A 13,111-nucleotide genomic window follows, 5' to 3' on the forward strand; every position below is an offset into this window, starting at 1 on the left:
AATGGAAAAATCCAAAGCTTCAACAAATAATAACATAAAAATACATGAACTTATTTATTATATATATTTTCTCTGCCTTTTTGGTGCCCGCGCAGTGGGTCTCTACGAAGGTCAGGCTGTTTATAACGGCCTTCTGGTACTTGGATCAGTCTTTTTTTTCCTTAAACTTATTTCCACAAGGCATACCGTTTATGAGTATCTTCTGGGAACTGCCATTTTGTCGACAGGCGCACTTACTTATGTCTTCTCCGGTGAAAAGGGGCTTTTAATATACTTTACCATGATGCTTGGTATGAAAGGTATAAATAAAGAAAAGGTCATGCGCTTAGGACTGTATGTTTTGTCCTTCTCCTATTTTATTTTATATCTATTATCTGTTACCGGACTAATACCGGAACTCAATCACATGAACAAAAGATCCGGCTACGGGTTCCTGCTAAGGCACTCCCTTGGCTATCCGTACCCAAACACAACTCATACCACCTTTTTAATACTCGTTATTCTGTTTTTTTATTTATATAAAAACAAAACCACGCTGAAGCTTATACAGGCCTCTGTATTTGCCATGCTCATAAACCTGTATCTCTATTTATATACCGTAAGTCTTACAGGACTGATATCCGTTACTATTTATCTTGTTATAAACTTTTATCTGCAAACAAGGGCAACTCGCTCACGTTTTGAGGATACAGTAATATACCTGTTATTTCCCGCAACTGTTATTTTTTCCATTGTAGGCCCAATCCTGGCAAAAGGAAGTGTTTTCACTTTCATGAACAAGCTTCTTCACAAGCGTTATGAATATGCACTTTACTTTCTCACCAATGAAAAAATAACACCCTTCGGATCATATTTTAACCCCACTCCAACCAATTGGTACATGTTGGACAACTCATTCCTTTACCTTTTTTTGCAGCTTGGTGTTATCTCATTTGCAGTTGTATGCATTTTGTACATGCTCTGGATAAAACATCTGGTTAAAGAAAATCAGACCTCTGAGCTTGCCATTTTAATAACCTTCTGCTTCATCGGAATGAGCGATCCCTTCCTGTTTAACCTAAGCTACAAAAATATAACATTTATCTTCATCGGCTCCTGGTTTTACGAAACCGTTTCTCAAAAGAGCAGATCTCTTTCGGAATTATTTAACAGAGAGATTCTTCTTCTCCCCCTTGGCGAGAAGGAGGTTTCCATTGATCTTCATTTTTTCAACGATGGAAAGCATTGCCTTTCATCGCTCTTTTATGAAATCGGAACTAATCTTGTAAAGTATGCACTTATTTTTGCAACTGCAGGACTTTTAAGCTCAGCCATCTACACCTTTACTGTGCAGGAACCCCAGGTTCTTTATGTCAACTCTGATATAGCAGATCCATATTTTTCTCATAAAAACATAGAGATGACTCAGGAAGACGTGGACGCTGCCATAGAAAGCGGCAATCTGGTTGAGGGATACGACCAAAATGATCCGACCATGTATGTATTTAAGAAAAATGCACCGCATATGGAATACGTGCGGAGCACAGTTACCTGCGGTATTTTTTCAGGACTGATCCTGGTGTTTATTATATCTGCTATCGGTTTATCTGTTAAAAAAAATCATTAACCCCTACCCGTACATAATATAACGAAACTTAATACTTTTTTAATTGAATAGCGAGCCATCAAATACTAGAATGTAGTTATAAACTACAATAGATTGGGGGTTTGTGCGTTATAGGCACATATACTGATTATGAATTTCTTAAAAAAATGTATGAACCAGAAATGGTTTCCTTACACCGTGGCTTCATGTGCTGCTGTCATTGTTTTTTTGGGGCTTTCGCATATTAACCTTTTATTCAATGGCATAAAAATACTTGGAAAATACTTCTCACCTGTTATAACAGGGCTCATTCTGGCATATGTTATACACCCACTGGTTGCCTTTTTTGAGAGAACTATTCTTTCTAAAATAAAAAAAGAAGGCATAAAAAGGTCTTTGGCAATTCTCCTGTCATTTTTAGTCATACTCCTTTTTATAGCCGTACTTATGCTGGCTCTCATACCTCAGCTTGTTGACAGTGTTTCAACCTTTATTTCAAACCTCAACGGCTATGCTTCATCACTCGAGGAACTCCTCAACAAATTTAGTGCAAGTGCCAGCCATTATAATATCAATCTATCCGGTATAACCAGCAGGATCAATACCTTCCTGTCACAGTTTACACAAAAGCTCCCTACTGCCTTATCCCAGATAATAAATGTCTCAGCAGGAATCGGACAGGGATTTTTTAATTTCATACTTGGTTCAATTCTCGCAATATATTTTCTGTCAGGGCAGGATAAGCTTCTTGCAGGAACAACAAGACTTTTGAAGCTTTACATAAAATCTCCTACATATGAAAAAATGGGTGACTTCTGGAATACCAGTAATGACATCCTTAAGCGCTACATTGCAGGAGATATTTTAGATGGTCTTATAGTGGGTATTGTGAACTGGATTTTCATGATCATAACAGGCATGTCATACTCTGTTCTAATATCACTTTTTGTAGGTGTTACCAATCTTGCTCCCACCTTCGGTCCAATCGTCGGTGCCATATTCGGTAGCTTTATACTTGTACTTGTTAATCCTATGCATGCACTTATATTTCTGATTTTCACCATAGTACTTCAGACTATTGACGGATATATCATAAAGCCCAAGCTCTTCGGCGATACCCTTGGAGTATCAGCTGTATGGATACTTGTGACTTTGGTAGTGGGCGGCAGAATGTTCGGAGTTGCAGGCATCATGCTTGCCATCCCTTTTGCTGCGATTTTCAATTTTTCATATCAGGAATGGATTCAGAAAAAGGAAGCCCAGGTTGCTTCAAAGAATGAATCGTCCAAAGAGGACTAATTATGAATGTAGAGGAATATACCTATCATGAGCTAAAACAAATGATGGATTATATGAAGCGAATGTACGATACGGTCAGGATAGTAGATCCTGTAGAGTGTCGTGAGATTTCTGTGGACACTTCCGGAGAAATCCATTATGAAAAAGAGTGTTATTCTGCATGGAATGCCGCTTCCCGTTGTTCCAACTGCAGCAGTTATCGTGCTGTAATGAGCGGGCAGAGACAGACAAAAGAAGAAGTATATGATAAACACAAGTTTCTTATACAGTCTATTCCTATCAGACTTATTCTTCCTGACAGAAATAATTTTTCCTGCGTCATGGAGCTTATAAGCATTGATGAAAAAGAATCCGTGCCCACAGAAGCCCCTGTCCAGATTTCTGCAGGAGATACAGGTAAACAGATGTCTCAGGGAATGACAGAAGCGGATTACATCGCAACACATGACCTTCTTACAAGGCTCTATAACCTGGATGGTATTTGTCGTGAAGTCAGACGGATGCTTGTAGACGACCCCGATACAAAACGAGTTCTTATCACAGGTGACATCCGTCATTTCCGCACACTCAACGAACGATACGGAACACAAAGAGGTAATGAAGTACTTATTGCCATTGCGGATATGCTCAGAAGGACCTGTGGCCCTGACACTGTATACGGGCGCATTCATGCTGACCATTTTGTTTTATGCATGCCTGAGGAAAGATTTGACGAAGGGCTTTTCATGGATTTCGTTGAAGAAATCGGTAAAATGATAGATACTGAAAACTATCATCTTTATTTTCATCTTGGCGTTTTCAGAATAGATGACCCTGATATCCCTGTTACCATGATGATAGAAAGAGCAGATCTTGCTCTTAGGACTCTGCATGACAGACGAGACAATGTACTGACTTACTATACGAACAAGCTGTTAAAACAAGCAGAAACGGAAGCTGAATTTTTAAACAACTTCCAGGCAATGCTTGATGAGGGACAGTTCCACATCTTCCTTCAGCCTGTATTTGATGCATACATGAATGTAACCGGCGGCGAGGCGCTTACCAGATGGATCAAACCCGACGGTACCACTATTTCTTCCGATAAATATATCAGAATTCTTGAAAAGGGTGAGCATATTGCCAAGCTGGACTGTCGGAACTGGGAGCTCGTAATGAAGCAGCTCAGGTCCTGGCAAAATACAGCACGCCACGACCTCGTAATATCAGTAAATGTCTCTCCTAAAGATTTATTTTATATGGATGCCTTAAAAAAGGTTAAAGAGCTGGTACATGCTTACAATGTTGATCCCGACAGGCTCATACTGGAATTTTCGGAAATCGATCTTATGAAAGATACTGAGCAACGTTTGGCAATACTTGACAGATTTAAGCGCGAAGGTTTCAGAGTTGCCATAGACAATTTTGGAGAAGGTAATCTCTCGCTTAATATGCTCAAGGAATTACATGTAGATTATGTAAAATTTGATAAATCCTTTATTGCGGGAAGCACCACCGATGAACGATGCAGGCTCGTACTCGAAGCCTCAATAAAGCTTGTACAACAGCTTGGTATGCGTGTGGTTGCTGAGGGTATAGAAACCGAGGAACAATTTGAATACTTAAAATCAATCGGATGCGACAGGTTCCAGGGTTACTATTTCTCACATGCTATTCCTGTTAAAGATTTTGAGGGAAAATACTAACTATAGAAAAAACTTCCTGTACGGCAAAGCCTACGGGAAGTTTTTTTATCTTAGTGATATGCGTGCAACGTCATATATAATCGATGGTATATGCTGATACATCATAAAAATTATATGGACGGTTATCGGAACATAAATATTTCTGGTACAAAAGAAGGCAATTGCATACGGGAGAGCCAAAACCATTGCCTCAACAATTCCGAGAGGAAGGTATGCATAGCTTATAGCACAAAGAATAAGCCCAAGGACAAATGTTGTCATCGCCGATGTACAACTTTCAAAATTCATAATTGCCTTACGGAAAAACAGCTCTTCACCAATGGGACATAAGAACAATATGGTAATTGCATAAAGCAGTTCTCCTATGTAACTGTTTTCCCATGTAATACCGTAAGTTCCATCAAGTACCCCGATAAAGTTCGCAATGATAAGGTGCTGCTTAACCAAAGAAGCTATCTGAGACCCGACTACTGTAAAAGCAACCGGAATCCAGAATCTCTTAATACTTTTAAAGTTACGTGAATACTCTACAAACGAAAAATCCTTACTATAGTAAACAACCAGTACCAGATAAAACACAAAGAAGATATACAATGTTTTAAACGGCCTTATTATACTAAAAGCTATAAATAACGCTTCCCACACAATAGGGAACGCTAAATTCTTAATTTGAGACTTCACAACCCACCTCTAAGCTTGTTTTCCCATATTTTAAACAATTATATCACAATCCTATTAAGGATGTTAAAATATTATTTCAATCTGCGTACCAATCGCTTTAATTTCATATAAGATAAAAAAATACTCCTCAGAAATCTATCTGAGGAGTTATTAGCTGGGCTAGTAGGATTCGAACCTACGGAGTGACGGAGTCAGAGTCCGTTGCCTTACCGCTTGGCGATAGCCCATCGACAAGAATGAATTATACGTAAGTTTAAGCAAAAATGCAAGCACTTTTTTTAAATTTTTTCATATATTTTTTTAGTTTTTTGAGAGTTTCTGCCAAACACCTATTTAATCGGGTTTGGCAGAATCATTCTCATAAAAAGTTTTATTATTTTTTTAAAAATCAGTTGATCAGCCTTCAAACAATAGATCAGCATATGTAGGGAAAGGCCAGTCATTTTTATCTACCAGCATCTCAAGTCTGTCAGCGGGAGTTCTGAGAGCTTCCATTGAAGGTACAACCACATCCTTACAAAAATATGCACGTTCTCTGGCTTCAGAGATGCTTCTTGCCTTCTCTTCTTCCTTGACAAGCTTATCCAGAGCCTTTTTCATTGCGGCCAGCTCTTTTGTTACTTCTGAGAGCTCACTTACCATTACGGAAACGTCACATCCTGCTGCCTTTACTTCATTGATGTTTGCGGCAAGCCCTCCGGCATACTTCATAACCGCAGGAATAATCTGCTTGCTAGCCATATCAATCATAGTAAGTGCTTCTATATTGATAGTCTTTGAATAGGTCTCAAAAATAATCTCCTGACGTGATTCAAGCTCTGTCTTAGTAAATACTCCAAACTTCTTATAAAGTTCAATTGCTTTATCTGTTGTGAGTACCTCAGCAGCTTCTATTGTAGAAGGAATATTGGGGAGTCCTCTTCTTTTGGCTTCCTTTTTCCAAGCTTCCGAATAGCCGTCTCCATTAAATATTACTCTCTGATGATCAGTTAAATATTCCTTTATAATATCATGTACTTCCATGTCAAAGTCTGATGCCTTTTCGAGTCTGTCAGCAGCCTCGCAAAATGCCTCAGCAACAATTGTATTAAGAGCGGTATTCGAGCTTGCCATAGAATCAGAAGATCCAACCATACGGAACTCAAACTTGTTTCCGGTAAATGCAAAGGGTGATGTACGGTTTCTGTCTGTAGCATCCTTCTCAAATTCAGGAAGTGTTGATACACCTGTCTTAAGCTTTCCGCCACGCTTTGATCTCTTTGCTTCACCTGTTTCAATGAGCTGATGAACCACATCCTCAAGCTGCTCTCCAAGGAAAATTGAAATAATAGCCGGAGGAGCTTCATCCGCACCAAGACGGTGGTCATTTCCAACATCCGATGCACTCTGTCTCAATATATCCGCATGCCTGTCAACAGCCTTAACTATGCAGGCAAGAACAAACAGGAACTGAATATTTTCATTAGGTGTATCACCCGGATCAAGAAGATTAACTCCATTGTCAGTGCAAAGCGACCAGTTATCATGCTTACCGGAACCATTAACACCCTGGAACGGCTTTTCATGCAGAAGGCATCGCATATTGTGGTGCTCCGCAACTCTCTTCATGGTCTCCATTATGATCTGGTTATGGTCAACTGCAATATTGGCTGTCTCGTAGATGGGTGCAAGCTCATGCTGACCGGGAGCAACCTCATTGTGCTGGGTCTTTCCGGGAACTCCAAGTTTCCAGAGTTCATCGTTAAGGTCCTTCATGTACTCTCCGACGCGCTCTCTTATAACACCAAAGTAGTGATCTTCCATCTCCTGACCCTTCGGTGGCTGTGCTCCGAAAAGTGTACGTCCCGTAAAAATGAGGTCAGGACGCTTTAAGCTCTTTTTCCAATCAACAAGAAAGTATTCCTGCTCAGGTCCCACTGATACGTTGATCTTCTTTGCATCGCTGTTTCCAAAAAGATGAACTATTCTAAGTGCCTGTTCACTGACTGCTTCCATTGATCTTAAAAGTGGAGTCTTTTTATCAAGAGCTTCTCCATTATAGGAACAAAATGCTGTAGGTATGCAAAGCGTAACGCCGGCTCCTGTTTCCTTCAGAAAGGCAGGTGATGTGATATCCCAAGCTGTATAACCTCTTGCCTCAAATGTTGCACGAAGTCCTCCGGAAGGGAAAGATGAGGCATCCGGCTCACCCTTTATGAGATCTTTTCCGGAAAAAGATGTCATCATATGCCCGTCATCTCTGGCACTTGTGATAAATGCATCATGCTTTTCGGCAGTAATGCCTGTAAGGGGCTGAAACCAGTGTGTGTAATGGGTCGCACCATTTTCCATAGCCCAGTTCTTCATAGCATTAGCAACTGCATCCGCTGAAGCCAATGAGAGGTCTCCGCCTTTATCCATAACCTGCACAACTTCTTTGTACACATTCTTCGGAAGACGCTGACGCATCTTCTCCAATGTAAATACATTTTTACCGAAAAGTTCCTCAACTCTGACCTGTTCGCTCATACTTACCTCATTCTTATATTTGCTTTTTCAATTTTTAGAAATTGTTGATTCTAACTATCAACAGATTCTACACTAAAAGCAAAAAATACTCAAACACTCCTGTCCAATTTATGACAAAAATATTTGAGTATTAGGTATTCTTATATTCAGTTCATCAGCATGATATCTTCTCATCCTTTGCTGTATGGACTCTTAAAATATCATACTTCTCAGTTTCCTTATCCAGTTTTATAAACAGTACTTCTTTAGGATGTGGGCAGCTCTCAACCTCTTCTCCCGCTTCGTTTATAATTCCAAGAACTTTTGTCTCGATATCACGTCCGTCAGGCTTCATAATTTCAATGGTATCTCCGACACAGAACTTATTTCTCTGCTCAATCTTAGCAAGTCCATCTTCTGTAACTTCGCCTACTATACCCAGATATGTATATTCATTCACATAAGTATTGGCATCATAAATCTGTGCTTCATCAGATGGTTTACCAAAATAGAAGCCTGTAGTGAACTGTCTGTAGGTACACCTTGATATTTCATCCAGATACCAGGGCATATTCTCCCGATATTTCTCCTCTGATTCAAAGAAATCATCAATAGCTTTTCTATAGGTTCTTGCAACGGTAGCAACATAAAGAGCTGTTTTCATGCGGCCCTCTATCTTGCAGCTGTCTACTCCGGCATCAACGAGCTCCGGAATATGCTCTATCATGCACAGATCCTTTGAATTAAATATGAATGATCCTCTCTCATTCTCATAGACAGGGAGATACTCTCCGGGTCTTGTTTCCTCAACTACAGCATATTCCCAGCGACAGGGATGAGTGCACTCGCCGTGGTTGGCATCTCTTCCGGTAAAATAATTTGAAAGAAGGCAACGACCGGAGTAACTTATGCACATGGCACCGTGAATAAAACTCTCCACTTCAAGATCATCCGGTATATTTTCCCTTATCTCTTTTATTTCCTTAAGTGAGAGTTCCCTAGCAGCAACCACTCTTTTTGCGCCGAGATCATGCCAGAACTTATATGTCTCATAATTAGTGTTATTTGCCTGTGTAGAAACATGAATTTCTATCTCGGGACAGATTCTTTTAGCCATCATGAACATCCCGGGATCAGCTATAATTAGCGCATCAGGCCCAAGTTCTTTTAATTCATGAAAATATTCCTCCGCGCCTTTTAAATCATCATTATGCGCTAAAATATTGGCTGTAACATGCACATGCACTCCATGATCATGAGCAAATTTTATACCTTCGGCCATGTCATCATGGCTAAAGTTTTTTGCCTTTGCACGCAATCCAAAAGAGTTTCCTCCAATATAGACCGCATCTGCTCCAAATATTACTGCTGTTTTTAATACTTCAAGGCTGCTTGCGGGTATAAGCAGCTCAGGTTTTCTTCTTTCTCTCATTTTATCCTCATTTACTTTACAGATACATTACATAAATTTATAGCTTCAGCGATAGAGCCATACCATCCCCTACATTCATAATTACACTTTGTAACTCAGGGTCATGCTTTATGGCAAATAAATATTCGCGCATTCTCTCATGAATGGTTCTGTTTCGCCTTGTAACAGCAAAACGTGATTCCATAACATCTCCGTCCTGCAAAACATTGTCGGAAACAAGTAGTCCTCCCTTTGCAAGAAGCCTCTTACAATCCGGCAGAAAATTTATATATTGTGCCTTGGCGGCATCCATAAAAATAAAATCATACTGCCCGGAAAGTTGTGCCAAAATATCGGCTGCGTCCCCCTCAAGCAGTGTGATTTTATGGTTTACATCGTATTTATCAAAATTGTCACGGGCAACCGGAATACGCTTTTCAAACTTCTCAATTGTAGTTATCCTTGTCTCCGGTTCTGAATAAGTAGCCATCAGTAATGCTGAAAAGCCAACTGCACAGCCTACCTCAAGTATATTCTTCGGTCGTGTCATCTTAAGAAGAAATCTTATAAGGCTTTGTGTATCCTTTCTGATAATAGGCACCTCATCCGCCAAAGATTCCCTCTCAAGTTCATCCAAAAAGGACTCATTCCCCTGATCCAGTGAATTGATAAAAGTACTTATTCTCTCGTCACTGATCACGGTGCTGCCTCCTCTTTATTTTCTGCGATCGTTGCCGCACACATTATCTCAATTATTTCATCCGGTGTCATCGAAGGGCTAAGATCATAGGTCCCGGGAGCGATCATTCCGTGGTACTCCGAAAAACGTTCCTGAAGCCAGAAAAGATTTTTATCTTTTACTATACCTCTGTTTTCAAGAAGCTCCGCCACTTCACTAACTGACATGCTGTCTGTTACTGATACCGTAACAGTCCTTGTATCATACTGTGAAGCCGGTTTCTGATTGTAAATATGATATCCGTAATTATACGCAATGGATGCATATTTACTTATCAGCATAACCCCTACTATAACCAAAAAAGCCTTTACAATGGCATCCAGAATGCCTAATCCTACGCCTCTAGCGTCCATAAATCCTCTTTTCCGACTAGTAATTTGAATCCATGATTATCGGAAGAATCATAGGTCTTCTTTTTGTCTTTTTCCATATAAAATCAGACAGAACATCCTTGACTATATTCTTAAGTTTGTTCCAATCCGTAATATTTTTATCAAGAGCCTCCGTAATCTCATCAAGAACAAGATCTGTAGCATCATCTATCAGCTGGTCTGATTCGCGAACATAAACAAAACCTCTTGATACTATACTGGGTCCGGAAATAAGCTGTGCATTATCTCTGTCAATTCCAAATACAACGATGACTATACCATCTTCCGCAAGTCTCTGTCTATCTCGCAGAACTACATTTCCTACATCACCGACACCAAGACCATCAACAAGAATTGCTCCCGTAGGTACCTTTCCTACAACCTTAGCACTATCTTCCTTAAGTTCAAGTACGTCACCTGATCTTATGATAAAAATATCATCCTTGTCCATGCCAAGTCCCATTGCAATATTCTTCTGCGCAATAAGATGTTTATATTCACCATGCACAGGAATAGCATACTTGGGTCTTACCAGTGTATAGATCAGCTTGATATCTTCCTGACATGCATGTCCCGAAACATGTACATCCTGAAAAATAACGTCAGCACCCCTGACAAGCAAATCATTAATGATATTCGTAACCGCCTTTTCATTTCCAGGTATGGGATGTGATGAAAAGATAATTGTATCCCCTGGACGTATGCTGATCTTTTTGTGTTGTCCGCTTGCCATACGGCTAAGAGCAGCCATACTTTCTCCCTGGCTTCCGGTTGTGATTATAACGGTTTTGTTATCGGGGTAATTTTTTAACTGGTCGATATCAACAAGAGTATTATCCGGTATTTGGATACACTCAAGTTTCTGGGCAATATCGATAATATTCACCATACTTCTGCCCTCGACAACAACCTTCCTGCCAAATTTGTAAGCGGTATTTATAATCTGCTGAACTCTATCAACATTTGAGGCAAAGGTTGCCACTATTATTCTTGAATCAGAATGCTCTTCGAAGAGACTGTCAAAAGTTTTACCTACTGTACGCTCAGAAGCTGTGAAGCCTGGACGTTCAGCATTTGTTGAATCACACATAAGTGCAAGAACACCCTTTTTTCCAATTTCTCCAAATCTCTGAAGATCAATCGGATCTCCGAATACAGGTGTATAGTCCACCTTGAAGTCACCTGTATGAACCACAATTCCCGCAGGAGAATAAATAGCAAGAGCTGCAGCATCTACAATTGAATGATTAGTTCTTATGAACTCAACCCTAAAATCTCCAAGATTTATAGATTGTCCAAACTTTACAACTTTTCTTCTTACCTTCTTAAGAAGTCCATGCTCTTCAAGCTTGTGTTCAATAATCCCCATGGTCAGTCTGGTTGCATAGATTGGAACACTTAGTTCCTTTAACACATAAGGAAGTGCTCCTATGTGGTCCTCATGACCGTGCGTTATAACAAAGCCTTTTACTTTATCTATGTTGTTCTTTAAATATGTGATATCAGGAATTACAAGATCTATTCCCAGCATATCATCATCGGGGAATGAAAGACCGCAATCCACCACAACAATACTGTCCTCATACCTGAAGGCAGTAATGTTCATTCCAATCTGTTCCAGTCCTCCAAGCGGTATTACCTGAAGACCTGAAGCAGAATTATTCGTTTTCTTTTTATTCAATCAGTTTACCCTCCGTTTTTTTGAAAATTCCGCGGAGTATATTTTCATGATCGGTAACCTTAAACCGGTCTTTTTCTCAATTTATCAGGAAAAAAATTCATCAGTGGAAACCGCTCATGTGTAAGTCCCAGCGGAACAAAAATAATTAATCCAATCCTATATCATCTTCCTCAAGAAGCTTTCTGAATAGCGCAGCCACTGCTTCAAGCTCCTTGTCATCATCCACTATTGTATACTTTGCCTCAGCGTCATTTTCAGCTGAATCATCGCGCAATATAAGTGCTTCTCCGTCCCCATCCTGAGTATCTGTTACCAGAATATAAGATTTAGCACCTATCACTGTCTGTTCCAACACAAAAAAGTCCACAGGTTCATCACCTTCAGGACGAAAAGTTATTTTTTCCATATTTTACTCTTTAACCTCTGTTTTATCACGGTTATCCAGATAGTCCTGCAAAATTATCTGAGCGGCTATCATATCGACATATTCCTTGCGATCTGCCTTTTTTATTCCCACTTCATCCATTATGGCATCCGCCTCAACTGTGGTAAGTCTCTCATCCCACATGATTACCGGAATGGAAGTGCGCCTCTCCAGCTTATCCTTGAATTCAGCAGATAACACAGAGCGCACAGACTCAGACTGATCCATATTCAGCGGAAGCCCCAGTATGATCAGCTCCACTTTATATTCCTGTATCAGTTCTTCTATACGCGCCAATGTTTTACGCAGCTTATTCTCTTCTTTTCTACGGATAATTTCCTTAGCCTGTGCGGTCAGTAAAAGCTCATCACTTATCGCGACCCCCACAGTTTTAGATCCGTAATCCAACCCCATAATTCGCATTATTTTCTGGACCAGTTATTGTTTTTTATATACTCCGTGAGCATCTCTTCCACCAGCTCATCTCTCTCTACCTTCATAATGAGGCTTCTGGCTCCCATATGACTTGTAATATATGTCGGATCTCCGGACATAATATATCCAACGATCTGATTAACAGGATTATATCCTTTCTCAAGAAGTGCCTCATATACGATTGAAAGCACCTTTTTTACACCTGTCTCAGGATCAACCTCAACTTTAAAAAATTGTGTGTTGCCAAGATTAGTATCTGCCATTTTGCTGTCCTCGCTTAATAATTTATAAAAATACATAGCACCATTGTGCT

At 39.9% G+C, this 13,111-nt stretch carries 12 protein-coding genes and 1 tRNA gene; 3 read left to right on the forward strand and 10 right to left on the reverse strand.

The features are described from left to right. Position 1 precedes the first annotated feature (1 nt). The 3 genes from BV60_RS0115805 (at position 2) to BV60_RS0115815 (ending at position 4,569) form a co-directional block, all read left to right on the forward strand. Positions 2-1,606, forward strand: a complete 1,605-nt coding sequence (locus BV60_RS0115805) for a hypothetical protein (RefSeq protein ID WP_029323286.1) — start codon at positions 2-4, stop codon at positions 1,604-1,606. Positions 1,607-1,756: 150 nt separating this feature from the next. After that, positions 1,757-2,884, forward strand: a complete 1,128-nt coding sequence (locus BV60_RS0115810) for an AI-2E family transporter (RefSeq protein ID WP_197029581.1) — start codon at positions 1,757-1,759, stop codon at positions 2,882-2,884. Positions 2,885-2,886: 2 nt separating this feature from the next. Beyond that, entirely contained in the window at positions 2,887-4,569 is a 1,683-nt protein-coding gene (locus BV60_RS0115815; protein ID WP_029323289.1) for a GGDEF domain-containing phosphodiesterase, read from the forward strand. Positions 4,570-4,614: 45 nt separating this feature from the next. On the opposite strand, the gene BV60_RS0115820 is transcribed toward BV60_RS0115815, so the two are convergent. The 10 genes from BV60_RS0115820 to BV60_RS0115865 all read right to left on the reverse strand — a co-directional run bounded on the left by BV60_RS0115820 (position 4,615) and on the right by BV60_RS0115865 (position 13,061). Continuing rightward, complete coding sequence (locus BV60_RS0115820) at positions 4,615-5,148, reverse strand: CPBP family intramembrane glutamic endopeptidase (RefSeq protein ID WP_197029582.1); 534 nt, start codon at positions 5,146-5,148, stop codon at positions 4,615-4,617. A gap of 256 nt (positions 5,149-5,404) precedes the next feature. Continuing rightward, positions 5,405-5,477: transfer RNA gene (locus tag BV60_RS0115825), tRNA-Gln, on the reverse strand. A gap of 169 nt (positions 5,478-5,646) precedes the next feature. Further along, positions 5,647-7,758, reverse strand: a complete 2,112-nt coding sequence (locus tag BV60_RS0115830; RefSeq protein WP_029323293.1) for a glutamine synthetase III family protein — start codon at positions 7,756-7,758, stop codon at positions 5,647-5,649. A 154-nt stretch (positions 7,759-7,912) separates the two neighbouring features. Continuing rightward, positions 7,913-9,169: a peptidase U32 family protein gene (locus tag BV60_RS0115835; RefSeq protein ID WP_029323295.1), complete on the reverse strand. Its 1,257-nt coding sequence runs from the start codon at positions 9,167-9,169 to the stop codon at positions 7,913-7,915. A 37-nt stretch (positions 9,170-9,206) separates the two neighbouring features. Beyond that, positions 9,207-9,848 carry an O-methyltransferase gene (locus BV60_RS0115840; RefSeq protein ID WP_029323297.1) on the reverse strand — a complete coding sequence of 214 codons (642 nt, stop codon included), beginning with the start codon at positions 9,846-9,848 and terminating at the stop codon, positions 9,207-9,209. Further along, positions 9,845-10,240, reverse strand: a complete 396-nt coding sequence (locus tag BV60_RS0115845; RefSeq protein WP_051656792.1) for an endolytic transglycosylase MltG — start codon at positions 10,238-10,240, stop codon at positions 9,845-9,847. The genes BV60_RS0115840 and BV60_RS0115845 overlap by 4 nt, the downstream gene beginning before the upstream one ends. Positions 10,241-10,256: 16 nt before the next feature. Then, positions 10,257-11,939 (reverse strand): ribonuclease J, encoded by a 1,683-nt coding sequence (locus tag BV60_RS0115850; protein ID WP_029323302.1) that lies wholly within the window; start codon positions 11,937-11,939, stop codon positions 10,257-10,259. A gap of 145 nt (positions 11,940-12,084) precedes the next feature. After that, entirely contained in the window at positions 12,085-12,345 is a 261-nt protein-coding gene (locus BV60_RS0115855; protein WP_029323303.1) for a DUF1292 domain-containing protein, read from the reverse strand. Positions 12,346-12,348: 3 nt separating this feature from the next. Beyond that, on the reverse strand, positions 12,349-12,786 hold the full coding sequence (ruvX, locus tag BV60_RS0115860) for a Holliday junction resolvase RuvX (RefSeq protein ID WP_029323306.1): 438 nt from the start codon (positions 12,784-12,786) through the stop codon (positions 12,349-12,351). Further along, the gene (locus BV60_RS0115865; RefSeq protein ID WP_026509591.1) at positions 12,786-13,061 is read right to left on the reverse strand and encodes an IreB family regulatory phosphoprotein; all 276 of its coding nucleotides are present in this window, start codon (positions 13,059-13,061) and stop codon (positions 12,786-12,788) included. The genes ruvX and BV60_RS0115865 overlap by 1 nt, the downstream gene beginning before the upstream one ends. Positions 13,062-13,111 lie beyond the last annotated feature (50 nt).

It is taken from the genome of Butyrivibrio sp. AE3004 (assembly GCF_000703165.1).
Taxonomy (GTDB): domain Bacteria; phylum Bacillota; class Clostridia; order Lachnospirales; family Lachnospiraceae; genus Butyrivibrio.